Annotated in this window: 16 protein-coding genes and 1 pseudogene; 2 read left to right on the top strand and 15 right to left on the bottom strand. The window is 70.7% G+C overall.

What is annotated here, in order from left to right:
* Positions 1 to 264: 264 nt before the first annotated feature.
* Together ABZ656_RS28045 and ABZ656_RS28040 are read right to left on the bottom strand one after the other, a co-directional pair.
* A complete protein-coding gene (locus ABZ656_RS28045) occupies positions 265 to 618 on the bottom strand; it encodes a cytidine deaminase (protein ID WP_101408146.1) in 354 nt (117 codons plus the stop codon).
* A gap of 98 nt (positions 619 to 716) precedes the next feature.
* The gene (locus tag ABZ656_RS28040) at positions 717 to 1,538 is read right to left on the bottom strand and encodes a helix-turn-helix domain-containing protein (RefSeq protein WP_101408145.1); all 822 of its coding nucleotides are present in this window, start codon (positions 1,536 to 1,538) and stop codon (positions 717 to 719) included.
* 144 nt (positions 1,539 to 1,682) lie between these two features.
* Between ABZ656_RS28040 and ABZ656_RS28035 the strand changes: the two genes are divergently transcribed.
* Positions 1,683 to 3,134, top strand: coding sequence for an MFS transporter (locus ABZ656_RS28035; RefSeq protein ID WP_360271221.1), 1,452 nt, complete (start codon positions 1,683 to 1,685; stop codon positions 3,132 to 3,134).
* Here ABZ656_RS28035 and ABZ656_RS28030 read toward each other — a convergent pair.
* From ABZ656_RS28030 to ABZ656_RS28005, 6 genes are all read right to left on the bottom strand, one after another.
* Positions 3,096 to 3,455, bottom strand: coding sequence for an MmcQ/YjbR family DNA-binding protein (locus tag ABZ656_RS28030; RefSeq protein ID WP_360271223.1), 360 nt, complete (start codon positions 3,453 to 3,455; stop codon positions 3,096 to 3,098). The genes ABZ656_RS28035 and ABZ656_RS28030 overlap by 39 nt on opposite strands.
* Before the next feature lie 40 nt (positions 3,456 to 3,495).
* Positions 3,496 to 4,809 carry a hemolysin family protein gene (locus ABZ656_RS28025; protein WP_101405242.1) on the bottom strand — a complete coding sequence of 438 codons (1,314 nt, stop codon included), beginning with the start codon at positions 4,807 to 4,809 and terminating at the stop codon, positions 3,496 to 3,498.
* A complete protein-coding gene (gene ybeY, locus ABZ656_RS28020) occupies positions 4,806 to 5,303 on the bottom strand; it encodes an rRNA maturation RNase YbeY (protein WP_054235448.1) in 498 nt (165 codons plus the stop codon). Before ybeY ends, ABZ656_RS28025 begins: the two co-directional genes overlap by 4 nt.
* Positions 5,304 to 5,316: 13 nt before the next feature.
* Positions 5,317 to 6,384, bottom strand: a complete 1,068-nt coding sequence (locus ABZ656_RS28015) for a PhoH family protein (protein ID WP_101405241.1) — start codon at positions 6,382 to 6,384, stop codon at positions 5,317 to 5,319.
* Positions 6,385 to 6,569: 185 nt separating this feature from the next.
* The gene (locus ABZ656_RS28010; protein WP_360271218.1) at positions 6,570 to 9,668 is read right to left on the bottom strand and encodes an alpha-N-acetylglucosaminidase TIM-barrel domain-containing protein; all 3,099 of its coding nucleotides are present in this window, start codon (positions 9,666 to 9,668) and stop codon (positions 6,570 to 6,572) included.
* A gap of 60 nt (positions 9,669 to 9,728) precedes the next feature.
* Positions 9,729 to 10,625 (bottom strand): beta-glucosidase, encoded by an 897-nt coding sequence (locus tag ABZ656_RS28005; RefSeq protein ID WP_360271216.1) that lies wholly within the window; start codon positions 10,623 to 10,625, stop codon positions 9,729 to 9,731.
* A gap of 56 nt (positions 10,626 to 10,681) precedes the next feature.
* Here ABZ656_RS28005 and ABZ656_RS28000 point away from each other — a divergent pair.
* Positions 10,682 to 11,002, top strand: a pseudogene (locus ABZ656_RS28000) (zinc ribbon domain-containing protein); the annotation flags it as partial.
* Positions 11,003 to 11,031: 29 nt separating this feature from the next.
* On the opposite strand, the gene ABZ656_RS27995 reads toward ABZ656_RS28000, so the two are convergent.
* From ABZ656_RS27995 to ABZ656_RS27965, 7 genes are all read right to left on the bottom strand, one after another.
* Complete coding sequence (locus ABZ656_RS27995; protein WP_101408144.1) at positions 11,032 to 11,961, bottom strand: hypothetical protein; 930 nt, start codon at positions 11,959 to 11,961, stop codon at positions 11,032 to 11,034.
* Positions 11,962 to 11,966: 5 nt separating this feature from the next.
* A complete protein-coding gene (locus ABZ656_RS27990) occupies positions 11,967 to 13,388 on the bottom strand; it encodes an alpha-L-fucosidase (RefSeq protein WP_360271214.1) in 1,422 nt (473 codons plus the stop codon).
* Positions 13,389 to 13,445: 57 nt separating this feature from the next.
* Positions 13,446 to 15,557, bottom strand: coding sequence for a GDSL-type esterase/lipase family protein (locus ABZ656_RS27985; protein WP_360271212.1), 2,112 nt, complete (start codon positions 15,555 to 15,557; stop codon positions 13,446 to 13,448).
* Positions 15,554 to 19,213, bottom strand: a complete 3,660-nt coding sequence (locus ABZ656_RS27980) for a beta-galactosidase (protein WP_360271210.1) — start codon at positions 19,211 to 19,213, stop codon at positions 15,554 to 15,556. Before ABZ656_RS27980 ends, ABZ656_RS27985 begins: the two co-directional genes overlap by 4 nt.
* The gene (locus tag ABZ656_RS27975; RefSeq protein WP_360271208.1) at positions 19,210 to 21,069 is read right to left on the bottom strand and encodes a glycoside hydrolase domain-containing protein; all 1,860 of its coding nucleotides are present in this window, start codon (positions 21,067 to 21,069) and stop codon (positions 19,210 to 19,212) included. Before ABZ656_RS27975 ends, ABZ656_RS27980 begins: the two co-directional genes overlap by 4 nt.
* A 111-nt stretch (positions 21,070 to 21,180) precedes the next feature.
* Positions 21,181 to 24,183 carry a TIM-barrel domain-containing protein gene (locus tag ABZ656_RS27970; protein ID WP_360271206.1) on the bottom strand — a complete coding sequence of 1,001 codons (3,003 nt, stop codon included), beginning with the start codon at positions 24,181 to 24,183 and terminating at the stop codon, positions 21,181 to 21,183.
* 254 nt (positions 24,184 to 24,437) lie between these two features.
* The gene (locus ABZ656_RS27965; protein ID WP_360271204.1) at positions 24,438 to 25,547 is read right to left on the bottom strand and encodes a PfkB family carbohydrate kinase; all 1,110 of its coding nucleotides are present in this window, start codon (positions 25,545 to 25,547) and stop codon (positions 24,438 to 24,440) included.
* Positions 25,548 to 25,792 lie beyond the last annotated feature (245 nt).

Raw genomic sequence — 25,792 nt, 5'->3', positions numbered from 1 at the left:
ACCGCGCACCCCGCCCCCACCGGCCCGCAGCCGAACGACCAGGGGCGAGCGGGAATCCGGGGCGAAGCCTCGCCCAGGGGCGCGAAGAACCGCGCACCCCGCCCCCACCGGCCCGCAGCCGAGCAACCAGGGGCGAGCGGGAATCCGGGGCGAAGCCCCGCCCAGGGGCGCGAAGAACCGCGCGCCCCGCAGCCGACGGAGAGGGGTAGGCGGGGACCCGGGGCGAAGCCCCCACCTCAGGGACGCGGGGAACTGCGCGCGGTCTCAGCCCGCGGTCACCGTCAGGTGAACCGTGCCGTCGGCGCCCGCCAGCAGCACCGGCGTCGCCGGACCACCGAGGTCCCGGACCGCCGCCCGGTCCTCCGAAGAGACCTCCCCCGCCTCGGACACCACCGCCGCCGCCTCAAGAGACTTCGCCCCGGACGCCGCCGCCATCGCCACCGCGGTACGCAACGCGCTCAACCGCAGGGAGGGAAGATCCACCGTCCCCGCGACATACGTACGGCCGGTCTCATCACGTACGGCCGCCCCCTCCGGCACCCCGTTTCGCGCCCGCGCGGAACGGGCCAGGGTGATGATCTTGCGGTCCTCGGGGTCAAGCGCGCTGCTGTCGGTCATGTTCAGAGCATACGAAGGGATCGGGAGGCGCAGGCACGCGCCCACCCGCACGCGCCCACCCGCGCGCACCCACCCCGCGCACACCCACCGGCCTGCGCCTACCCGGCCACGGGATACATCGAGCCCCGTCGGCCCTCCGGCGAGGCCAGCCACTCCAGCTTCGCCGCCGTGTTCGCCTCCGGCAGCGGCGTGTGCAGCACGATCGTGAGGTCGGGCCGCGCCGGCACCTTCATCGCGGTGGACTCGACGGCGAGCAGCCCGACGAGCGGGTGGTCGAGCTCCTTGCGGATCTGCCCGGCGTCCTCGATGTCCCGCTCCTCCCACAGCGCGGCGAACTCCGGCGAGACGGCCCGGAGTTGGTCCAGTACCTCCTGGTACCCCTCGTCGTCCGGCGCCGCCGCGCACGACGCGCGGAACTGGGCGACGACCGTGCGCGCGTTCTTCTCCCAGGTCCGGGACCGCCCCCGGTACAGCGAGTCGGTGAAGAAGTCGATGATGCAGTTCTGCGTGTTGTCGGGCCGCATGCCGAGGACCATCCCGGCGGCGTCGTTGTACATGACGCAGTTGTAGTACGGGTCCATGATGTGCGCCGGATACGGCATCCACGTGTCGATCAGCCGCCGCAGCCCGTCGCACATGTCCCGGACCTCGGGCGCGACCTCCGGCGCGGGCGGGTTCAGCCCGGCGAGCAGGTACAGATGGCGTCGTTCGGCGTTGCTGAGCCGCAGGACACGGGCGACCGCGTCGAGTACCTGGGGCGAGACGGAGATGTCCCGCCCCTGCTCCAGCCACTGGTACCAGGACGCGCCGACGCCCGCGAGCACGGCGACCTCCTCGCGGCGCAGCCCGGGCGTGCGTCGGCGGGCCCCGCCGTCCGGCAGTCCGGCCTCCGCAGGTGACACCCTCGCCCGGCGGCTCATCAGGAAGTCCCGCAGCTCACGCCGTCGTTGGGTCCTGAGCACGTCCTCCGTCACGTGTGAATCCCCCTGTTGGTGACTGGTGGTGCGACCACCAGCATAAGTTGCCGCTCCCCACGGATATTCCGACGGCCGCACGCTCTTGCCATGGCGATCGACACCACCGAAACCACGTCCGCTTCCCCGACTGTCCACTCCCCGCTCGGCACCCGGCTGTCGACCCGCGACAAACTCGTCCTCTTCGTGCTGTGCGCCGCGCAGTTCATGGTCGCGCTCGACTTCTCCGTACTGAACGTTGCACTGCCCGTGCTCGGCAAGGACCTGGGCATGAGCCGGTCCGCGCTGCAGTGGGCGGTCACCGCCTTCGCGCTGCCGTCCGGCGGCTTCCTGCTCCTCTTCGGCCGTATCGGTGACCTGTACGGCCGCCGCAGGCTCTTCCTGACCGGCCTCGCCCTCTTCGGTACGGCCTCGCTGCTGGCGACCTTCGCCTGGGACCCGGCGTCGTTCCTGACGGGCCGGGCGTTGCAGGGCCTCGCCGCGGCGGCGATCGTGCCGACGGGCATGTCGCTGCTGACGACGACGTTCCCGGAGGGCCCGGCGCGCGACCGTGCGCTCGGCATCTCCGGCACGCTCCTCTCCCTCGGCTTCACGGTCGGCATGGTGGCCGGCGGCGTCCTGACCGACGTACTGAGCTGGCGTTCGACGATGGGCCTGCTGTCGGTCTTCGCGCTGATCGTGCTGCCGCTGGCCCCGGGCCTGCTGCCTGAGTCCCGCACCCCCGACCGCCCGCGCCTGGACATCCCCGGCGCGATCACCGTCACCAGCGGCCTGCTGGCCCTGATCTACGCCCTGTCGACGGCCGCCGAGCGCGGTTTCGGCGGCACGGACGTCATCGTGACCCTCGCCGCGGGTGTGCTCCTGCTCGCCGCCTTCGTGTACGTCGAGTCCCGCGCCCACGCCCCGCTCGTCAGCCTCCCCATGCTGCGCCGCCGCACGGTGGCGTGGGGCAACCTGGGCGGTCTGGTCACCTTCTCGATGATGTCGACGGTCATCTTCGCGCTGACGCTGTACCTGCAGGAGACCCTCGGCCTGTCCGCGTTCGAGACGGGACTGGTCTTCGGGGTCCAGGGCGTCATGTCGGCCGTCGCCGGGGTGTACGCCCCGAAGGTCATCGGCCGCTTCGGCGCCCGCCGTACGCTGGTCGGCTCGCTCGCCGGTCAGGGCCTGTTCGTGGCGGGGCTGGTCCTGCTGAACGCCCACACCTGGTCCGTCTGGCTCGCCACCGCCGCGGTCTCGCTGGCCAGCATGTGCCACCTGGGCGCGATCATCTCGTACGGCCTGACCGTGACCTCGGGCGTTCCCGACGAGGAGCAGGGTCTGGCCACGGGCCTGGTGACCTCCACCCAGCAGGTCGGCATCACGATCGGCATCCCGCTGCTGGGTGTCCTGGCGACGACGTCGGGCGACCTGCTGGCCGGTGTCCACACGGTCCTCGCCCTGGACGCGGCGATCGTCCTGGCGGCGGCGGTGCTGGTCGCGACCGGACTCGGCCGCGACCGCTCACGCCCGGTCGAGACGGAGGCGCTCGGCCTTCGGTAGACCGGCGACGACGAGATCGTACGAATCCTCGATGAGCTCCCGGACCAGACGGTCCGGGAGTTCGCCGTCGACCGTCACCGTGTTCCAGTGCCGCTTGTTCATGTGATAGCCCGGGACGATCAGCCCCGGGTGCTCGGCGCGCAGCCGGACCGCGTCCTCCGGGTCGCACTTGAGGTTGACCGTGAGCGGGCGCCCGTCCAGCCATGTCAGCGCGAAGAGCTTGCCCAGCACCTTGAAGACGGAGATGTCCGGGGCGAAGGGGAAGTCCTCGACGGCCGCGTTGAAGGACAGACAGAACGCACGCAACTGCTGCGGTTTCACTCCCACGTCTCCTTCGCCCACGTTGCCTTCGCCGACGGCATCACTCGGACTTCTTCTCCTCCTCGGACGGCTCCGGGTCCACCGGGCCGACCGGCTCGACGAGCACCGTGACGATCTTGTTCCGGCGTCCGGCCGCGGCCTCCGCCGTCAGCCGCAGCTCGCGCCCGTCGGGCAGCTCGACCACCGAGGAGGCTCCGGCGATCGGAACCCGCCCGAGTGCCTTCGCCAGCAGTCCGCCGACCGTCTCCACGTCCTCGTCGTCGTACGCCTCGAAGCCGTACAGCTCGCCGAGGTCGCCGATGTCGAGACGGGCGGTCACCCGGTAGCGGTCGTCGCCGAGCTCCTGGACGGGCGGCAGCTCCCGGTCGTACTCGTCGGTGATCTCCCCGACGATCTCCTCGAGGATGTCCTCGATGGTGACGATGCCGGCCGTACCGCCGTACTCGTCGATGACGACGGCGACGTGGTTGCGCTCCTGCTGCATCTCACGCAGCAGGTCGCCCGCGTTCTTGGTGTCGGGCACGAAGGTCGCGGGCCGCATGGCCGTGGACACGAGCTCGGACTCGGCGTCGCGGCTGATGTGCGTCTTGCGGGCCAGGTCCTTCAGGTACACGATCCCGACGACGTCGTCCTCGCTCTCCCCCGTGACCGGGATGCGCGAGAAGCCGGACCTCAGCGCCAGGGTGAGTGCCTGGCGGATGGTCTTGTACCGCTCGATGACGACGAGGTCGGTCCTCGGCACCATCACCTCTCGTACGAGGGTGTCGCCCAGCTCGAAGACGGAGTGCACCATGCGGCGCTCCTCGTCCTCGATCAGGGAGTCCTTCTCGGCGAGGTCGACCAGCGCGCGCAGCTCGGCCTCGGAGGCGAACGGACCGCGCCTGAAGCCCTTGCCGGGCGTCAGCGCGTTGCCGATGAGGATGAGAAGGGGCGGGATCGGGCCCATGATCCTGGCCAGCGGCAGCAGGACGTACGAGGCCGCCGTCGCCGTGTTCAGCGGGTGCTGGCGGCCGATGGTGCGCGGCGAGACGCCCACGGCGACGTACGAGACGAGGACCATGACCCCGATGGCGACGACGAGCGCCTCCCAGGTCTCGTCGAACTCCTTCAGGCAGGCGTAGGTGACGAGCGCGGCGGCGGCCATCTCGCAGGCCACGCGCACCAGCAGTGCCACGTTCAGATAGCGGGTCGGGTCGGCGGCGACCTGGGCGAGCTTGGCGCTGCCGCGCCGCCCGGACCGTACGGCCTCCTCCGCGCGGAAGCTGGAGACACGCGCGAGGCCCGCCTCCGCACAGGCGGCGAGCCAGGCGACCACGACCAGGGCGATGGCGCCGATGACGAGCTGAGGACTCATGAAACGGTCGGGGCCGGGGAGGGGCCCGTCATGCCCTTCTCCGCGCGCCAGCCGTCCACGATGGCGGCCTGGAGACCGAACATCTCGGCCTTCTCGTCCGCCTCCTCGTGGTCGTAGCCGAGCAGGTGCAGCACTCCATGGACGGTGAGGAGGTGCAGTTCCTCGTCCATGGAGTGCTGCGTGGGAGCTTCCTTGCCCTGCCGCTCGGCGACCTCCGGGCAGAGCACGATGTCACCGAGGAGTCCCTGCGGGGGCTCGTCGTCGTCCTTGGACGGTGGCCGCAGCTCGTCCATGGGGAACGACATCACGTCGGTGGGCCCCGGAAGGTCCATCCACTGGATGTGGAGCTGTTCCATGGCGTCGGCGTCCACGACGATCACCGAGAGTTCGGAGAGCGGGTGGATGCGCATCCGCGCGAGTGCGTAGCGGGCGATGTCGAGGATCGCCTGCTCGTCGACCTCGGTTCCGGACTCGTTGTTGACGTCGATCGACATGGTGCTCGCTTGTCTACTTCCCCTTGTGGCCGGCTTTGCCGCGGCTCTTGTGGGAGCCGTTCTCGGTGCCGTTCTCGCTGTCGTACTTCTCGTACGCGTCGACGATACGGCCGACCAGCTTGTGCCGTACGACATCGTGGGACGTGAGCCGCGAGAAGTGGACGTCGTCGAGGCCCTCCAGGATGTCCTGGACCTGGCGCAGGCCCGACTTCGTCCCGTTCGGGAGGTCGACCTGTGTCACGTCGCCCGTGATCACGATCTTCGACTCGAAGCCGAGGCGGGTGAGGAACATCTTCATCTGCTCGGCGCTCGTGTTCTGGGCCTCGTCCAGGATGATGAAGGCGTCGTTGAGGGTGCGACCACGCATGTAGGCGAGCGGCGCGACCTCGATGGTTCCCGCCGCCATGAGCCGCGGGATGGAATCGGGGTCGAGCATGTCGTGCAGCGCGTCGTAGAGGGGCCGCAGGTAGGGGTCGATCTTCTCGTAGAGCGTGCCGGGCAGGAAGCCGAGCCGCTCGCCCGCCTCCACCGCGGGGCGGGTGAGGATGATCCGGTTGACCTGCTTGGACTGGAGCGCCTGTACGGCCTTCGCCATGGCGAGGTACGTCTTGCCGGTGCCGGCGGGGCCGATGCCGAAGACGATGGTGTGCTTGTCGATGGCGTCGACGTACCGCTTCTGGTTGAGCGTCTTGGGTCGGATGGTGCGGCCGCGCGAGGACAGGATGTTCTGCGTGAGCACTTCGGCAGGGGTTTCCTGACCGTCGCCCTCCCCGTTCTCGCTCGCCCTGAGCATGGCGATCGAGCGTTCCACTGCGTCCTCCGTCATCGGCTGCCCCGTGCGGAGCACCAGCATCATCTCGTCGAACAGGCGCTGGACGAGAGCGACTTCACCGGCGTCGCCGACCGCACTGATCTCATTGCCCCGGACGTGGATGTCGGCCGCCGGGAAGGCCTTCTCGATCACGCGTAGCAGCGCGTCTCCGGAACCCAGCACGGTCACCATGGGGTGCTTGGCCGGGACGGTGAAGTGCGCTCGTGCCTGCCCCTGAGCGGGGCTGTGAGCTGTGGGTGTCTGAGTCATGGGCCGGCTCTGTAGGCCTGCTTTTCCTCCTTGATCGGCACGCTTGCCACGGGGGCAGCCTTGCGTCTCCAAGGGTACGACGGTGGGGTGACAGTGCCGTAGGGCTTTTCGGCGCCGCTTATCGGCGTGGGCCGCACCGGTCGACGCTCTGGTCGACCGGTGCGGCCCACGCACTGGTCCGGCGGCTACTCGAGCGTGAGCCCCTCGAACGTGGCCGCTCCCCTTCGGCCCGTCCACCCGTTGGCCGCCGTCATGAACACGCCCACGTCCTGCGCGGCCCCGGCCCCGCCCGGCGTGGCCGTCCCGACCGTGACCCAGATCGTGCCGTCCACGCTGTATTCGCCCGTGTACGCACCGCCGTCGCGGCGCAGCCGCAGGTGCACCGGCGCCGTCGCCGACCCGGCCATGGCGATCGAGTCGAAACGGCCGTCGCCGTCGGCGTCCCAGGTCAGTACACAGCCGTTGGACGGGGTGACGGCGAGGTTCACATAGCCGCCCCCGCCCGGCGTGGCGAGGTCGTCGCGGACGATCAGCCCGGCCCGTGCCCAGCCGCCGGTGGCTTCCTGCGAGAGGACCCGGACCGCGGCCGTCGTCCCGTCACGGTAGGCCCCGGCCCGGTACACCGCGCCGAACTCGTTCGTCCCGCCCCACAGGTCGGCCCCGGCGCCCTCGATCGCGAGCTCGTCGCCGAACTGCCCGAACACGGCGTCGTTGAAGGAGGCCGTGCGGTAGGGGTCGCGGACCCCGGACGCGGCCAGAAGCCGTACCGGCGCGACCGTCCTGCCTCCACCCGCGTACGTCGCCCCGACGACCAGCCGGCTGACGAGCTCCCGGGCGTCGCCCGTCAGGCTGATCTCGAAGCGCGCGGTGAACGTCTCGCCGGGGGCGACGGACGCCGTGCTCACGGGGTCGAGCGCGCCGGCCGTCAGGCCTTCGGGCGTCTCGGCGAAGAGCGTCACCGCGGTGGCGGGCGCGAAGCCGTTGCGGTGGGTGAAGGTGACCGTCACCGTCGCGGGCGCGCCCTCGGCCACCGCGCCCCGGTCGGCCGCGGCGGTGACGGCGGACTGGTGCGGGGTGGCGGCGAGCAGGTCGCGCACCCGGCGGGCCCGCTCGTACGGGGAGCCCTTCGGCTCGGCCGGGTACCTCTCGTGGCCGTGCGCCCAGCGGTCCTCCAGGGCGAACCAGTCGACGGCCGCGGGGTCCTTCCCGGCGGACAGCGCGTCGAAGTACGTCTCCCAGCGGGTGCGGTACAGGCCGCCGACCAGCCCGGCCCACTCCCGGTTCGCGTAGTCGTGCAGGCCCTCCTCGCTGCTGGCGCGTCCGCCCCAGGTGGTGATGAGCGAGCGTGCGTCGTACTCCAGGCGGTCCCGCTCGGCCGCGTCGGCGCCCCAGGCGCGCGCGTCGGCGAGCCACCGTCCGAGCAGATGGGGGCGCGAGGTGGCCAGCAGGTCGTCGAGCAGGTCCATCCAGCCCAGCCAGGTCCGGGTCAGCTCCCCGAACAGGGCGTGCTCCCCTGTCTCGTACGCGCCCTTGATCTGCGGCAGCAGCACCCGGGTGCGGTTGGACAGGACCTGCCGTGCCACGTCCACGACGTCGTAGCGGTACGCCGAGCTCTCCCTCAACCGCTTCGGCACGGCGAGGAGTTCGGTGAGGGCGCGGTCGAAGGTCGTGGTGTCGTAGCGGTCCGCCTCCGGGCCCCAGGCCGCCGCCTTGTTCGCGGTCAGGCTCGGCCGGGCGCCGAACAGACCGTCGGGTGCCTCGCTCCAGGAGTCGGCCCGGGACATGCCGTAGGCGGTGTCGCGTATCGCCTGCCAGGCCGCGGCGGCGTGCGGGTCCGCGCCGCCGTACCGGGAGACGGCGTACGCGGCGAACCAGTCGTCCAGGTCGACGGTGCCGGGTGTCCACGCCAGGTCGGTGAGGAGTGCCAGCGCGGGCGCGTTGTTGTCGGCGGCCTCCGGCATCGCCGCGATCCCGGCCAGGGCACTGCCCTCCCGGTCCCGCCACCTCGGGTACTGCTCCACCCAGTCCGGGGCGTTGGCGCCGATCGGGGTGTGGCCGCCGAAGTTCCAGATGCTGCCGAAGGCGTAGGGGGTGCCGCCCCAGTCGCTCTCCCGGTCCGTGACGGTGGTGTAGCGGTCCGAGAGGCCGTCCACGATCAGCATGCGGCTCTTGTCGACGGCGTCCAGCAGGGCGGTGGACGGGTTGGTCTGCCAGCCCAGGATCGCCCAGACCGCCCCCGGGTGGGCCCTGCGCAGCGCCGTCTCGACGGCCTTCGCGGCCTCGCCCACCGGTACGTCACCGGGGTTGCCGCCCTCGTGCAGCAGGTCCATCTTGTACATCGTGCTCGCGCCGAACCGCTCCGTCTGGGCCCGGTAGAAGGCGTCGGCGACCTCTCTGAAGGCCGAGGTGCGCGGGTCGAGCCAGTCGGGGCGTTCGAAGCCGCCCCAGGTGCCCTGCGCGACCACGGCCGCGTCGCCGCCGTGCTTCGCCACGAAGCCGTCCGGGACGGTGCCGAAGTAGCCCGGCAGCACCGGGGTCATGCCCAGCTCCCGCACCCGGTCGACGATCTTCCGGGCGAGTTCGACCCGCCGTTCGAGGAGCCGCCGGGAGACCGGGCCGCCGAAGCCCGACATGTTCTGCAGCAGCCACCAGGGCTGGTGGGCCGGGGCCGGGATCCAGGCGCGCAGTTCCGCGTCGGAGTAGCCGAACCGACGGAACGTGTCGTAGTAGACCGCGTCGCCGCCCACGTAGACGAGGACGTCGTTGACGCCGTGCAGCGCCAGTACGTCCAGTTCGCGGCTCCAGGCGTCCCAGTCGCGGTAGGGACCGGTGTAGCCCTCGTTGGTGTCGTTGAAGGCGAACCGGTGGGGCACGTTCGCCGTCCCCGTGATCTCCTTCGCGGGCGCGGGCAGGGAGCGCGGCAGGTCGAGCTGCTCGCCGGTCCAGGAGACGGAGGCGTGCGCGGTCCGCCGTAGGTACGTGTGGAAACCGGCGAGCAGCACGGCGGGGCTGGTGCCCTCCACCGTGATGTGGCCGACCCTGCCGGTGACCCGGAAGCGGTCGGTCGCGTCCGCGACCGCCCGCAGGGTGATCTGCCGGTGGTGGTCGGGAAGCAGACGCTTGAGCGCCGCCGCGGCGGGAGCGGTGTCGAACAGGGCGTGGTCGGCCGCGTACGCGCCCTGCGGGCGGGCCAGGAGCGCGGCGCCGCCCAGCACGACCGCGCCCGCGAGGATCCGTCTGCGGGTGACGCCCGTGCTGCCGAGGTCGCCTCGGTTGTCCTGCATGGAAATCCTTCCGGAAACTCTCAGTGACTGCCAGAAGTCATCGGCTGCTGTCGGCGACTCTCAGTCGATCGTCATCGCGAAGACATGGAGGGCGGGAACGCCCGACTGGAGGCCGTCGCCGACGTGGGGCAGGACCAGGGAGCGCAGTTCCTTGCCCGGCGTCAGGTCGACGCCGAAGGTGAACAGGCTGACGGGGGTGTCGTCCCGGCCGGTGGCGATGTGGCGGTAGGGCACCACCACCGCGGCTGAGCCATTCGCCCCGTACCAGTCGGGGACGGCGACGGAGAACGCCCGCTCGGTGCCGTCGGCGTAGACGACCTTGCCCTCCCCTCTGCCCTCGCCCCAGGTACTGGTGCCGAGGAAGGTCAGCCGGGAGCCGGAGCCGGACAACAGCACGCTCTGGCCGGCGGAGACGACGTTGTCCCTGTTTCCGGGCCGGGTGTCCGGCCAGGTGAAGGTCACCCCGCCGTAGGTGACGGTGGCGCCCGGGGTCAGTCCGACCGACGCCAGCGCCTCGGCGGACAGGCTGGAGTCGGATCCGTCGATGTTCGCGACCGTGAGGGCGTCGTCGGAGGCGATCCCCGCGTTGTCGAAGGCGCCGCGCAGCGACCGGTACGGCAGCAGGATCGAGGAGGTGGCGCGGGCGCAGTCGGAGCCGTGCCGGTGCACGTCGAAGAGGGCGTGGGCGGTGAACACCTGGTGTCCCTCGGCGTCGTCGGCGAGCCGGGTCCGCCAGGTGAGGGTCGCCGACCGTCCCGGTGCGAGGGTGCCGAAGGCGTCCGGCTCCTCGATGTCGTTCACGGCGAGGTAGAGCACGGTGCCGCGCAGGTCGATCCGGGTGGTGTTGGTGAGGGTGGCGGTCAGGGTCAGGGGCCGACCGGGCTCCGGAGCGGGTGGGGTGACAGTGAGTGAGACGGGCGGCGGGAGGAAGTCCTCCTCCGGGCGGTACGTGGTCATCGGATTCCTCCGTGGATACTCCGCCCTTCTGGGCGGAGACGAAACGGACTTTCGGTGATGCGGCCTGGTCGGAGTTCCGGAGCATGCTGGAGTACAAAGCCCAGTGGTACGGCAGGGAAGTGATCGCGGTAGACCGCTTCTTCCCCTCGTCCAAGCTGTGCTCCATCTGCGGCGCCCTTCATCAGAAGATGCCGCTCGGCGTCCGCACCTGGACGTGCGACCGCGGCGCGATCCACGACCGGGACGTGAACGCAGCGAAGAACCTTCTGGCCGCCGGACGGGCGGTCGCAGCCTGCGGAGCCGGTGTAAGACCTCAACGGAGTTCTCCGGCCGGACAGTCGGCGATGAAACAGCAAGTCTCACGGCGCGAGCCGTAAGAATCCCCTCCCTTCGGGGAGAGGTGGCGTCAAGTGGTCTCCACCGTGAAGTGGTCGAACACGGCCTGGACGGTCGTGCCGGGGTAGTTGAGGTTCACCGCGCCGGCCACCACACCGGCGTCGAGAGCACCGCTCGCCGAGGGCACGGTCACGCTCGCGATCTCGTTCCAGGCGAGGCCGTTGGCGGTGGAGTACGCGGTGTAGGTGGTGCCGGAGCGGACCAGGCGCAGCCAGGCCGGGTGGGCGGAGGCGCCGCCGCCCGCCCAGGTGTCGAGCCGCCCGTCGCCGTCGCTGTCGGTCATGAACTCCACGCCGTACGACTTCGACATGGTGAGCACGGCGTAACCGCCCTTCTCCGGCGCCGTCAGGTCGTTCGCCACGGCGAGGCCGTACTTGGCGACCGGGTTGTCGGAGCCGGTGAGGCTGACCGTCTTGACCTGCGTCACACTCGACTCGGCGGCGGCCCCCGGCAGGAGGATGCCGCCCTTCTCGTCGGTGCCACCGGAGAGGTCGCGGCCGCCCGCCCAGATCACCAACTGGCTGCCGAACTGGCCGAATCGGGCGTCGTCGGTGGTGGCGAAGCTCCGGTACGGGTCGCGCACCCCGTTGGGCACATAGGGCACGGTGACGGTCTTCGCGGCCCTCGCGCAGTCGGCGCTGCGTCCGTCCACGTCGAAGAGGGCGTGCGCGGTGAACGCCACCTCTCCGGCGACGTCGGCCGGCATCGACGTGCGCCAGCTGCGGGTGATCCGCGCGCCGCGGCGCAGGTCACCGAGCGGGATGGTGCGCGCCGCGGTGCTCGCGCCGGGGTCCACGAGGTACAGGACGGTGCCGCGGAGCGGGAACGGGCAGTCGTTGACGAGGACCGCGGTGGCGGTGACCGTGTCGCCGCCGGCCGGCTCGGCGGGTTCGGTGGTGACGGTGAGGGTGGGGCCGAGGGAGTCCGTACGGGTACTCATGCGGGTCACCGGCGCTCCCAGTCGACGGTGAACGTGTTGGCGAGTTCGCTGGGCAGGGTGTCCGGGACGCTGATGTGGACCTTTCCGTCCGAACGGGTCCACTTCAGCGGCTTGTTGTGACCGAGCAGCCGGATCCGGGACGTGGCGGAGACGGGGATGTCAGCGGGCACGGAGAGGGTGCCGGTGGGCGCGCCCAGCACGATCACATTGAACTTGCCGGGCGTGACCGTGTACCGGATGCCGAGCGGGCTGCCCTCCTCCTCGGCCCGCACCCAGGGCGCCGAGCCGTAGATCGCGGGACCGTTGACGTCCAGCCAGGCACCGATGTCCCGCAGCCGCCGCTGCATGACGTCCGGGATGGTGCCGTCCGGTCTTGGACCGATGTTGAGGAGCAGGTTGCCGTTCTTGCTGGTGACGTCGGCGAGCAGATGGACGAGGAACTCGGAGGTCTTGTAGTCCTCCTCCAGCTCGAACTTGTTGTAGCCCCAGGAGTAGCCCATGGTGATGCAGCACTCCCACTTCTGCGGGTCCATGGTGGGGTTGGTGCGCTGCTCGTACGTGGCGAAGTCGAAGTGTGTGTCGAAACGGTCGTTGGCCACGACACCCTTGGGCTTCCTGCGGTTCTTGGCCTGGTTGTAGTAGTGGGCCAGCGCCTCTTCGCTGCGCCACGGCGGATTGTCGGCGGGGCGGAACCACTGGCCGTCCGCCCACAGCAGGTCCGGGTCGTACCGGTCGGTGATCTCGTACAGCTGCTTCAGCTCGTAGTCCCCGACGTAGTCGTCGACCGGCTTGTAGCCGAGCATCGGGACTTCCTGGCCGGTGTAGAAGTTCTTCATGGGTCGGCCGATCGCCGGGTTGAAGAACTCGCCGAGCGAGTAGTAGAGGCCGGGCCGGACGGTGCCGCGTCGGCGGGCCGCCGCCATCAGCGGGCCGACGAGGTCTCGCTTCGGTCCGTACTTTCCCGCGTGACGGTCCGTCACCTCGCTCGGGAACAGGGCGAATCCGTCGTGGTGCTTGCTGGTGAGGACGAAGTACTCGGCGCCCGCCTGCTCGAACAGCCGCACCCAGGAGTCCGGGTCGTAGTTCTCGGCGGTGAACTGCGGGATGAAGTCGTCGTAGAGGAAGTTCTGTCCGTAGGTGTCGCGGTGGTACTTCCAGGTGGGGTCGGTGTCGAAGCTCTGGTACCAGAGGTACCACTCGGCGGCCATCTGACGGGCGGAGCCGGCGGGCACGGAGTAGACACCCCAGTGGACGAAGATGCCGAACTTGGCGTCCTTGTACCAGCGCGGCACCGGGTGGGTGTCGAGGGATGCCTTGGTGGCCTCGTAGTCCGGGCTGCCGCCCCCGGCGATACCGCTGGTGAGGGCCTGGGCGGCGCCCGGCGGGGCGAGCAGCACGCCGGCGCCGAGGGCGGTGGCCGTGGTCATGAAACGTCTGCGGCTTGGCGTCACGGAAATGCCTCTCAGTCGGTGATCGAGAAGGACTCAGTCGCTGGTCGAGAAGGAGTCGAAGACGGCTGTGGTGGTCTGGCCGGGGTAGTCGAGGTCGACCGCGCTCGCGACCATCCCGGCGTCGAGGGCTCCGTCCGCGGCGGAGGGCACGGTCGCGGTGCCGATCTGCTGCCAGGCGCCCGTGTCGGTGCGCACGTAGGCGGTGTAGGCGGTGCCGTCGCGGACGAGCTTCAGCCAGGCCGGGTGGTAGGAGGCGCCGTCGCCGGCCCAGGTGTCGAGGTGGCCGTCGCCGTCGCTGTCGGTCATGAACTCGACGCCGTAGTTCTTGGACATGGTGAGGACCGCGTAGCCGCCCTTCTCCGGGGCGGTGAGGTCGTTCGCGACGGCGATCCCGGCCTTGGCGGAGGGCCCACTGCCGGTCTGGGAGACGAGGCGGGCGGTGACGGCGCCCGTGGCGGGCACGGCGTCCGGCAGGTGGATCGTGGCCTTCTCGTCCTTCCAGCCGGACAGGTCCTGACCGCCCGCCCAGAGGGCGAACTGGTCGCCGTTCTGGGCGTATCGGGCGTCGTCGGTGGTGGCGAACGTGCTGTACGGGGGCTGGACGGCGGACGGGACGGGGGTGACATCGGCGGCCACGCTGTCGGCGTCCTGGCGCGTGCGGCCGCTCTGCCGGTAGGAGGTGCGGACACCGATGTCGTACGGTCCCCATGCCGTGCCGGAGGACGGGGTGACGCGCCAGGTGACGGTGGAACTCCCGCCGGGGGCGAGGGAGTCGGTGCCCGTGGCGCCCTGCGGTTCGGCGGTCCAGCCGTCCGGCAGGCGCAGGGCGCTGCTGACCCGGTCGACCGCCTTGGGGCCGGTGTTGGTAACCGTCGCGGTGATCTCCGTGGCGTGGTCGACCTGGAGGTCCGGGCGGTACGGGGTGAGCCGGACGCGTGCCGACGGGCAGTCGCGGGCCACCCCGAGACCGGCGAGGTCGACCGCGTCGGCGAACGCCTTCATCCCGGTGTCGTTGGGATGCAGATGGTCACCGGAGTCGAACACGGCGGCGTAGCGGGTGGGGTCGTCCGGGTCCCGTACGGCCCTGTCGAAGTCGGCGTAGCCGTCGAAGGTGCCACCGGAGTCGCGTACGAACGTGTTGACCTGCTGCCGGTCGGCCTCCTTGGCCTCGGTCCACCAGTCGCCCCAGCCCCGGTACGGGACCACGGTCGCACCGATCACCCGCAGCCCACGGGCATGGGCGCGCCGCGCGATCTCCCGCATGCCGTCGATCACCTGGTCGCCGGTGGCGCCGCCCCAGCTGAGGTCGTTGACGCCCTCGAAGAGGATCACCGTCCGGGCGCCCGGCTGGGACAGCACATCGCGCTCCAGCCGCTCCAGTGCCGAGGGATTGCCGTCGGTCCCGGCCGTGATGCGGTTCCCGCTGATGCCCTCGTTCAGCACTCCGGCCGGAGTCGTGCAGGCGGCGAGGCGGCCGGCCAGGTAGTCGGGCCAGCGCCGGTCGGCGTCCGAGGTCGAGGCGGCCCCGTCGGTGATGGAGTCGCCGAGCGCGACCACGGAGCCCCGCGCCGGACCGCCCCGCACATCGATGCCGGTGAGGAACGGGAAGGTGGAGTCGGTCTTGGTGAACGCGGCTCCGCCGGGGTCCCCGGCGTGGTCGCCGCCGCCGTCGGCCGTCCAGTAGACGGTCTGCAGCCCCATCCAGTGCTGGCTGATGTGGGTCAGCCGGCCCGGGAAGTACAGGCTGACCACCACGTCGCTGCGGGCCGCGACGGGAATCCGCACCGGGTCGCTCGCCGTCCGCTCCCCGGCAGGGATCGTCACCTCCCGCTTCCCGCCGAAGGTCAGATCCCGCGGGCCCGACACGGACGAGCCGTCGGCGCGCCGTCCCACCGTGGCGTGTCCGATCGTCACCGGCTGGTCGGTGAACGCGTTGGTCAGCCGGATCCGCACGCTCGTCCCGCCCGCGCTGACGCGCACCGGGACCCGTACCGTCACCTCGGAGGTGCCCGGGTCGTACGCGGCGTGCTGGGCGGTGGCCCAGGTACCGGTCCAGCCGGCGTCGCCGCGCCGCTCGGAGTGCGCGGGGGCAGCGGCCAGGAGGATGAGCGGCACGACGGCCGCCAGGACGCGGAGCCCCCTCATGACGTACCTCCCGCGCAGGTCAGACGGGCGTCGGCCCAGTCCGCATGGTCGGCGGAGACGTCGCCGCCGCCGTCCACGGTCAGGTCGAGCCAGCGCGCGCCCGTCACGTCGACGTCGACGGGGGTGCCGCCGTCGGAGCCGTACAGCACGGGGCTGGTGAAGAGGACGCGGCCGTCGGCGACGGCACGGAAGGACACGCTGCCGCCGTCGCCGACCTCGTCGTCCACGCCGGCGGTGGCCGTGAACCAGGTGCAGGCGCCGCCGAGGTAGACGCGGACCTGGCTGTCGGCGTGCACGCCGAGCCCCTTGGCGTAGGTGGTACCGCCGATGGCCAGGGGGTGTCCGTCACCGGCCGCGTTCTCGCCGTTGGAGGTGTCCTTCTCGACCGGGCCCCAGCCGTTGACGGCCCGCACGAGCGGCAGGTCGCCGACGTACGAGTCCCCGGGGGGCGCGGGCGGCGCGACCTGCACGGCCCGCTCACCGGTGATCGTGACCGTGCGGCCATTCCGCCCGTACGACGCGGTTGCCGTCAGGACCGTGTACGGGACCGGGTCGGCGGGCGGGGTGACGGTGTACTCGGCGGTGACGACGGCGCCGGGCGCGACGCGCGGGAAGTGTGTCGGGGCGTCCGTCGTCGCCGTCCACCCGGCGGGGGCCTTGAGCGACAGGTCCACATCCCGCGCCGCCTTCCCGGCCTTCCCGGGGACGTGGAAGGAGACGGTCGCCCGGCCCGGCAGGGCCGCGCTCAGGAAGGGCTCGGCGTCCACGGTGACCTGGGCACCTGCCGGTGCGTCGGTGTATGCCTTCGCGTCGTACGACGGTGCCGGCACGGTCCCGATGCCGATGCCGCCCGCGCTCGCACCGAGGTCGACGAGGTGTGCGGAACCGGGTCCCGCGCCTGCCTCGGTGGACCAGACGGCCAGGGCGATGGTGTTGTCGCCGTGTTCGTTCAGCAGGCCGCTGGGGATGACGAACCGGGTCTGGGGGCCGGTGTCGGCGAGCTGCCGTCCGACGAGCCAGCCATTGACGAAGATCTGGACGCGGTAGTCCTTGCTCCGGCCGTCCTCCAGTTGCAGCCCGAGGGAGGTGTCCTGGCCATGCGGCAGGTCGAGCCGGGCGTTGGTGCGGTACCAGCGCACGCCCGGCGCGGACTTCGCCGACCGGGCGGCGAGCGTCGTACGCGTCCAGGAGCCGTCGGGGTAGCCCGGCAGCGACCAGCCGGCCCGCTCCCCGTACAGACCGCCGTTGTTGTACGCGCCGCGTGCCGTGTCGACGGGCTGTTCGCCGCCCCGGTCGCCCTGGATCCTCCAGGTGATCGTGGAGTCGGCGCCGAGGAGGTCGGCGGAGAGCAGCCCGCGTGGCTCCTTCGAGTAGTCGTGGCCCCACTCCTCGTTGTCGCCCATGTTCTCCACGAGGACGGAGAGCACGTTGTCGCCCCCGCCGTCAGCCAGGACGCCGTCCGGGACGTCGAAGGTGTGGGCGCCGTCGCCCGCGCTGCCGAGGTAGCGGCCGTTGAGCCACGCCGCGTACACGCCGTGCGGCCCGGTGTTTGCGTTCAGCGTCACCGCGCTCGTCCCGCCGGTCGTGCGGAAGCGGCCGCGATACCAGACGTCGCCGTGGTGGAAGCCGTACTCGTCCATGGCGAGGACGGGTGTATACCCGGCGAGGTCGGGATTGTCGGCCGTGAGGTGGTCGGCGGTGGTCCATGTCGAGTCGTCGAAGTCCGGGGTGACTTCCGGCGTCTCGTCGTGGGTGCGCCAGGTGGTGAGGGCGGGGAGGGTGACGGGGCGGGGCGCGGAGGTGACGGCGGTCCGGCGCCCGTTCCAGGTCACGTTCCCGGCATCGGCGAGGACCTCGATGCTCGTGGCTTCGGTCGAGTCGCCCGTCAACTTCAGGGTGGCGCCGTCGACTTCGGCGGTCCGCAGCAGTGAGGGTCCGCGTACGAGCACCGACCCTGCGGCGGTGTCCTGCCGCCACCAGTGCGCGGTCTCCTGCTCGTCGGCCAGCAGGAGTACGAGGTCGTTGACGCGGACGCGGATGAGCCCCTGGTGGGTGTAGTTCAGCCGCAGATCGCCCCGTGCGGCGTCCCAGGTGACGTCCGCCTTGCCGTCCAGGACGGTTACCTTCGGCTTCGACGGGTACCGCAGCACGGTCTCCCCTGCCTCGCCCCTCCTCCCGTACAGCAGCGCCACGTCGTCCGCGCCGATGCGGGCGTGGGTCATGATCTCGGAGGTGGAGTAGACGAGCCGCTGCCGCTCCATGTCGTAGCTCGCCACGAGGAGTTCGGCGTCCCGTCCGGCGACCGTGATCGCGCCCTGCTGCGGCACGCGTGGATAGTCGCCGTCCCGGCCGGACAGGGACAGGGTGGTGGTGTCGGTGTCCTTCACCCGGGTGTCGGCGTGCCGGACGGTGAGGAACTGAGTGCCGTCGTCCGGATTGACGCGCCGGTCGATCCGCAGCGCGTCGTCGCTCGGCGCGGGCGCCTCGGCCTTGTCGGTGCGAGCCAGGGGCTTCACGGCGTTGACGAAGTACCCGAGCCGCTTGAACTCTTGGTATTTGTCGGTCAGTTGACGGGACTCGGTGATCGGTGCGCCGTAGTCGTACGAGGTGTAGACGGCGTTGGGGTCGGCGAGCCAGCCCCAGTTGGTGCCGCCGTAGGTCATGTAGAAGGACTGGCCGGTGACTCCGGCGGCGATGTTCATCTTGGCGGACACGCGGGTGAAGTCGGTGCCGGTGAGCTTGCGGCAGTTGTCGTAGCCGGTGCCGCCCCACGCGTCGAAGGCGCCGCCCTGCGCCTCGGGGATGAGCAGCGGGGACTCGGGCTTCCAGTCGTTCACGTACGAGTAGTCGGGCAGATTCTTCCAGGTGTCCGGGCTGGAACAGTCGAAGCCCTGGGGGTAGGCGTCGAAGCCGTAGATGTCCGGGGCGCCCTTGCCGCTCACCCAGTTCTTGTTGGCGCCACCGTCGTTGACGAAGGTCGGCACGTCGATGCCGTCCTGGCGCGCCCAGTCGATGAGGGTCTGCATGTAGTCGGCGTCCTGTCGGCCGCCCTGGTACTCGTTCTCGACCTGATAGAGAATCACCGACCCGGTGCCACGGGTGAGTTGATGGCGCGCGATGATCGGGTTGATCCGGCTCATCCACTCCCGGGCGTCCTTCAGATACGCCTCCTCGGACGTGCGGTTCACGCCCGTGTGCGTCTTGCGCCAGGCCGGGAAGCCGCCGCCGGACACCTCGGCGTTGATGTACGGGCCGGGGCGGGCGATCACGTACAGGCCCGCGCGCTCGGCCTCGTCGAGGAGCCGGTCGACATCGCGTATGCCCTTGAAGTCGTACGAGCCGGGGCTCGTGGAGTGGTATCCCCAGTCGAAGTAGAGGGAGACCGAGTTGAACCCGGCGGCCTTCACCTTCTGCAGTACGTCGCGCCAGGCGTCCGGGCTGGGCAGCCGGAAGTAGTGCAGTTCGGCGCCCCACAGGTACAGCGGCTTCCCGTCGACCTTCACGGCGTACTGGTCGTAGGTGACCGTGTGGGCCTGCGCCGGTGCTTGCGGGGGGACCTGTCGGGGGGCCTGCGCGGCCTGGGCGGGCACGGCCGACAGGCACCCGGCGGCGAGTGCCACCGCACACAGTGAGGTCCGCACTCTCGCCCGTCTCATGACGTCAGCTCCTTCACCACGGCCTTGCGGGCCTGCTCGATGTCGGTGAGGTTCTTGGCGCGCCCGTCGAGGTCACGGGTGGCGAGCGACAGCGCCTGCTTCAGGGCGTCGCTGTCCCCACCGGACTTGTCCCTGGCCTGCGCGACCAGCTCGAAGTCCTCGATGCCTTCCTTCAGCTGCTCCCAGCGGATGCTGGACATCGGCCCGTCGGCGCCCGGGTAGACGAGGTACTCGTCGCCCTGCGTGAAGATGTAGACGGGCTGGGAGAAGGGGTCGGCGGTCCAACTGTTGTACGACCAACGCAGAAAGCCGTCGAGGTTCCGCTGGGCGGCGATCCACGGCAGCATCCGCGACTCCACCGCCGGCGAGTAGCTGAGCGTGTTGGGGTGCGGCGGCCAGCCGTACACGTAGAACGTCGTCTTCTTGCCGGCCTTGCGCCGCTCCTCCGCCTTCTCGGGTGTCATCGCGTCGATGCCGCCCCAGTCGACAGAGAGGTTCGAGGCCATCGGCTCGGTGTCGACGGAGCCGGCAACGGCGATGCGGTCGTCGAAGGCGGGTGCGACCTCGTGGACGAAGTCTTTGACCACCTTCATCGTGTCGGCGGGCCGCTCGTCGAAGGACAGATACGTGTGGTCGAGCCGCCCGGTGTCCGTCAGGTGCTTTTCGAAGGCGCGTAGGAACTGCCCCCATGCCGTGCGCCACCGCTCCCCGCCGAGGCCGACGTTCTCGGTGACCGTGCCGCCGGTGCGGGTGTCGCGGTAGGTGAGGTGCTCCTGGTCCTGGAACGCCAGCATCGAGTACGCGCCGATGTCCGGGCCGAGCCCGTCGCGCAGGGCCGTGTCGACGTAGCGGTCCCAGCGGGTGAAGTCGAAGGAGAACCGGCTGCCGTCCCAGCTCCAGCCCACCATGCTGGAGTACGGCGTCGCGGTCTGCGACTGCCGGGTTCCGAGCGACCACTGGTGGTGCCAGGGGTTCTCGACGATCGTCGTGTTGATGACCTTCTGGCCACGGCTCGCCAGGTCGCGGTTGTACTTCTCGATGAGTTTCCAGTGCTCCCGCGACCACAGCTTGACGTGGTGCGCCTGCGCGATGGTTTCCGGCTGCGCCCAGACGTCGAGGAAGAAGCGGTAGTCGGAGGGGGCGGGCACGCTGGCGTCGGCGACGTCGATCGTCAGCGGATAGGTGGCCTGCGTGGCCTTGCCCACGTCGACGCGGACGGTGCCCTTGTACGTGCCGGGCTCGGCGCCCCGCGGGATGTGGAAGGTGAACCAGAGCGGCTGGGCCGCGTAGGCGGGGACGTCGACCGACGCACGCTCCTCCAAGGGGTCCCCGACGACGTCCGGATCGCGGTCGCCGGAGACCTCCTTGGCCGAGCTGACCTGGTCGATGGTGGCGGACCAGTCCATCTCGCTCTTGGAGCGCTGCACGGGGATGTACTTCACGAACCGCACCTGGGTGCTGTCGCCGTCGATCCGCGCGCCGCCCGGTCCGGTCAGATCGCCGACCTTCGCGTGGACGTCGTCGAGGGGCTTCCCGGAGGCGATGGCGAGCTGTGCGGAGACCTGTTCTCCGCGTACGGCGTCCAGGGCCAGATCCTTGGTGTCCTTGCCCTCGATGGCGGTGGTCGGATAGCGCGGGACGCGGACTTCGGCCGAGCCGGCGAAGGAGCCGGTGGGCACCCAGGTGATGGTGTCCCTGGTGCCCATGGCGTCGGCGACCTTCACGGTCAGCCAGGTGGTGGTGGGTTTCTGGTGCGGGTCGTCGCCGGTGGCCGCGACGACGGTCGTGCTCGCGGCGACGACCGCACCCGCGACGAAGGAGGCGATGAGCGAGGGCATGCGTCTGGTACGGGGCATGGGTCGGTGACCCTTCTGCGAGGGAGGGGCCCGGAGGGACGGCGAGGTTCTCTCCGGGGTTGACGGTTGACACTGCGTCACGTCAGGTGTGCTTCAAGTGCGTGGGCCGGGTCAGGAACCCGTGACCGAGAAGCCGTCGAAGACGGCCTGGATCCGCTCGCCCGGGTAGTAGGCGTTGACGGCGGAGGCGATCACGCCCGCGTCACCGGTTCCCGAGGCCGACGGGACCGTGGCCGAGCCGACCGTCGACCAGGCGGTGCCGTCCTTGCTCGCGTACGCGGTGTACGTGGTGCCGTCGCGCACCAGCCGCAGATACGCCGGGTGGTAGGTCGCTCCGCCGCCCGCCCAGGTGTCGAGCCCGCCGTCACCGTCGCTGTCGGTCATGAATTCGAGGCCGTACTTGTCCGTCATGACCAGGACCGCGTAGCCGCCCTTCTCGGGCGCGGACAGATCATTGGCGACGGCGATCCCGGCCTTGCCGGCCGGTGTGACCGCGTCCTGGGACACGATCCGCGCCCGCACGGTGGACTGCTCGCCGAGGACCCCGCTCTCGTACACGGCGCCCTTCTCGTCCTTCCAGCCGGACAGGTCCTGGCCACCCGCCCAGATGGCCAGCTGGTCGCCGGCCTGGGCGAACCGGGCGTCGCCCGCCGTATCGGCGGTGCGGTACGGCGGCGAGACCGTGCCCGGCACCGGCTTCACCTTCACCGGGAGGCTGTCGGAGACCTCCGGACCGCCGCCGTACGTCACCGTCCCGGTGAGGGTGTGGCTGCCCCAGCGGGCGTCGGCGGGCGGGGTGACGGTCCACTTCGTGGTGAGTACGGCACCCGCGGCGAGCGACTCGGCGCGCGCGGCGGTGGTCGCCTCGGCGTGCCAGCCGTCCGGTACGTCCAGCGCGGCCGTGACGTGCCTCAGCGGCCGGGAACTCCAGTTGACGGCCGTCGTGGTCATCTCGAAGGGCGTGCCGGAGCCGGTCTCCGGCGCATCCGGGGCGAGCAGCACGGAGGCGGCCGGGGCATCGCTGCCGCGCAGGGCGCGCAGTGCCTTGTCCGCGCCCTTCGCCTTCAGGTTCACGAAGGCGGGGGTGACGCCGAGCGGGGCGCCGTAACCCGTCAGATTCTTCGGGCCGCGGATCACGGTGTCGTGGTTGACGTCGTACCAGACACCGGCCGGGAGGTGCACGGTCCGGGTCGCCCGGTCGCCGAGCTGCGGGGCGGCGAGGACGGCGGGGCCGAGCATCCACTCGTCGGAGACGGTGTAACTCTCCTGGTCCTTCGGGAAGTCGAAGAACAGCGGCCGCATGATCGGGTCACCGGTCTTCAGGGTCTGCCGCACCTGGTCCCAGATGTAGGGCGCGAGGCGTTCGTGCTGCTTGATCGCCGCACGGTAGAGGTCGACGGTCTGCTGGTCATAGGTGACCTTCTGACCGGTCGTCACATCGATGGTGTCGACGGGCGAGGTGGAGGAGTACATCAGCGGCATCAGGGACGCGGACTGTGCCCAGCGGACCAGCACGTCCTTGGTGGGGGCGGGCTGGCCGCCGGAGCCGCCGATCATGTCGGTGGTGACGAAGGGGTAGCCGATCGTGGAGATCGCGAGGTTCTGCGAGACCGAGGCGCGCAGGGACTCCCAGCCGGTGCCCTTGTCGACCTGGCGGGTGACAAACCCGGCCTGGTGGGCGGTGGAGTTCCAGTGCACGCGGATACCTACGCCCTGGAGATCGAACTCGTCGGCGAGTTCGGTGCCGAGGCGCTGGTAGTCCGTGGGCTTGTACCCGTCGTGCGGGGCGCACTTGTCGTCGAAGAACCGGGTGTCGAACTTCAGCCCGTCGATGCCGTAGTCGCTCATCAGAGCCTTGACCCGGCCCGTGTACCAGGCCTTGGCGTCCGGGTTGGCGAGATCGATGATCCCGGCGGTGCCGTTCCACCAGGTGACGGTGCAGGGCTTGGAGGTGTCCGCCGCGTCCTTCAGCAAGTAGCCGTGGTCGACGGCGAACCGGTAGTTGTCGGAGTCGAGGTTGATCCACAGGGTCACCCAGAGGCCGAAGTCGAAGCCCAGGTCGTGGATCTTCCGCGCCATGGCCTTCGGGTCGGGGTACGCCTTGCTGTCGAAGGTCAGGTTCCCGTAGTTCGACTCCCACTTGTCGTCGAGCTGGACGGTGTGGCCCTCAAGCCCGGCGTCGTGCAGGTCGGTGGCGTAGTCGAGGACTTTTGCCTGGTCGACGTTGGTGTAGAACTGCGCCCAGGAGTTCCAGACAGGTTTGGCGTACTGCTCGTATGTGGCATCGCTCTTGGCGGGTTTGCCGACGATGCCGACATAGTCGCGGTAGACCTCCAGTGGTGCGGACTCTACGAAGACAGTGGCCTTGTAGGTGTCCGCTGAATCCACGTCGAAGCGGCCGAGACCGTCCTTGCCCTCGTTGATCGCGACATCCATGACATGCCCGGTGTCCACGCGGAGTCCGGTCGAACGGGACGTGTACCAGAAGGGGTCGACCATGTTGTACGAGGCCGGGCCGAAGGACGGATGGACGACCTCTCCGCTGTCGAGCGGCCAGGGCTGGTCGGTGCCGGGGCCGCCCTGTGTGGTCTCGGCCTCGCCGTGTCCGTACCAGTGTCCGGCCGATCCCAGGTCATAGGCGAGTCCTAACCGGTCGGGCTCGACTCCCTCGACGTCCCAGTCGAGTTGGTAGCGGTCCGAGGCCGGGGTGATCCGGGCCGCGACGGTGGCGCCGTCGGCCGTGGTGGCGGCGGTGAGGGTGAGGACGCCGCTCTTCCAGGACCAGCCGGTCACCTTGGTGGCGTGCTGCCAGGTGTCCCCCGTACGGAAGCGCAGACCGCCGGTGCCACCGCCGGCGGTGGACAGGACGTCGGTGCCCGACCGGCGGGTGGCGAGGGTGAGTTGGCCGGTGGCGATGGCGAGGGTGTAGCCGGGGGCGTTCCCGGCGGAGGGGACGGTCAGTGCGATCCCGTCGGCCGACGAGGTCACCTTGGGGCCGACGCCGCTCGGGGCGGCGGCGGTGGCGGTCTGAGGTGCGAGCAGGGCTGCGGGCAGGGCGAGCGCCGTCGAGAAGACGGCGAGAAGCACCCTGAGGCTTCGTGATGGTGTGCGCACGACGCATGTCCTTCGGCGAGGAGGAAGTCATGGGTCCGGGGGTGCGGGTGCGGTGCGAGAAATGGCGCGCGTACGAGAGACGGTGAAGGCGAGATGCAAAATCATGCTCGATTCAGCCGATAATCGAGCACGAAACGTCATCCTGTCAACGACTTCCGACAGGACGGGTTCCGTTCAGAGGTGTGACGTGGGGGTTTTGGGCAGGGCGAAGTACGGCGGTCAACGACGTTGCCGCGCAGGGAAGTTGAGGTGGATCAGGCCGACCGGCGGAAGCCGATGGTCGGGACCGCCCGCCGCAGCGGCCACGGGCGTGTCACCTCCGGGAGCAGGCTCTCCAGGAAGGCGTACCGGCGCAGCGCGGCCGGTTCCTGGTCGTCGACCGACTGGACCCGGCGCCACCACGCCGCGATCTCGGCCCAGCCGGGCGCCGAGAGGGAGCCGCCGAACTCCTGGACGGAGAGCGCGGCGGTCAGCCCGGCGAAGGCGAGCCGGTCGGCGAGCGCCCAGTCGGCGAGGGTGCCCATCACGAACCCGGCGACGAAGACGTCACCGGCACCGGTGGGATCGAGGGCCTCCACGGCGATCGCGGGGACCTCGGCGGTCTCCCCGGTACGGCCGTCCACGGCGTACGCGCCCTCGGCACCGAGGGTGACGACGGCCAGTGGCACGTGCTCGGTCAGCGCGTGGGCGGCGGCCCGCGGGCAGTCCGCCCCCGTGTACCGCATCGCCTCGTCCGCGTTCGGCAGGAACGCCTCGCAGTGCTCCAGGTCCGCGAGCCCGGCCAGGTCCCAGCGCCCGGTGTCGTCCCAGCCGACGTCCGCGAAGATCCGGGTGCCCGCACGCGCGGACTCGGCGATCCAGGGCGCACGGGTGCCGGGCGTCAGCGAGGCGACGGCGGCACGCGCGCGGGGGGCGTGTTCCGGCGCCGGCTCCTCCGGCGGCGGCTCGTGCCCGTGGCTGACCATCGTCCGCTCGCCCTCGTACGCCATCGACACGGTGACCGGCGAGTGCCAGTCGGGCACGGTGCGCGACGGGGCGAGGTCGATGCCCTCGCCCTGTTCCAGGGCGTCCCAGCAGTACTCCCCGTAGTGGTCGTCCCCGAAGGCCGCCGCCAGGGAGGTCTTGAGGCCGAGGCGGGCGAGCGCGGTCGCCATGTTGGCGACGCCGCCGGGGCTCGACCCCAACCCGCGCGCCCAGGACTCGGTGCCGCGCACCGGGGCGGTGTCGAGCCCGGTGAAGATGATGTCGAGGAAGACGGTGCCGGTGAGGTAGACGTCCCAGGGCGGGTCCTGGGGGGTGCGCAGACCGGCGAGCGGGTCGACATGCGCCTGGCAGTACGGTCGCTCTCCGTTGGTCTCGATCACGGTGCGCTCCCTGAGGTGGTGCGGATTCAGGCCAGTGTGCACCAAACGGCACACGGAACGGCGCCGGTCGAGGCCGGAGCGGGCCGGTCGTCGGCCGGGTGAAGCCGACTCGCTTACCCCGACCCTCCCACCGCAAACAGAACGTGACCCGGATCACGCCTCCCTGCCTACGTCGCACCCCCACCCGCTTGATACAAATTGCCCGCGCGTTCCTGTCCGTCGACAGCCGCCCAACCCCCTTATCG

Origin of the sequence: Streptomyces sp. NPDC007095 (assembly GCF_040634475.1) — a bacterium.
Taxonomy (GTDB): Bacteria; Actinomycetota; Actinomycetes; order Streptomycetales; family Streptomycetaceae; genus Streptomyces.
The sequence above is the reverse complement of the archived record's forward strand: the minus strand, read 5'-3'. Positions and strand labels throughout refer to the sequence as shown.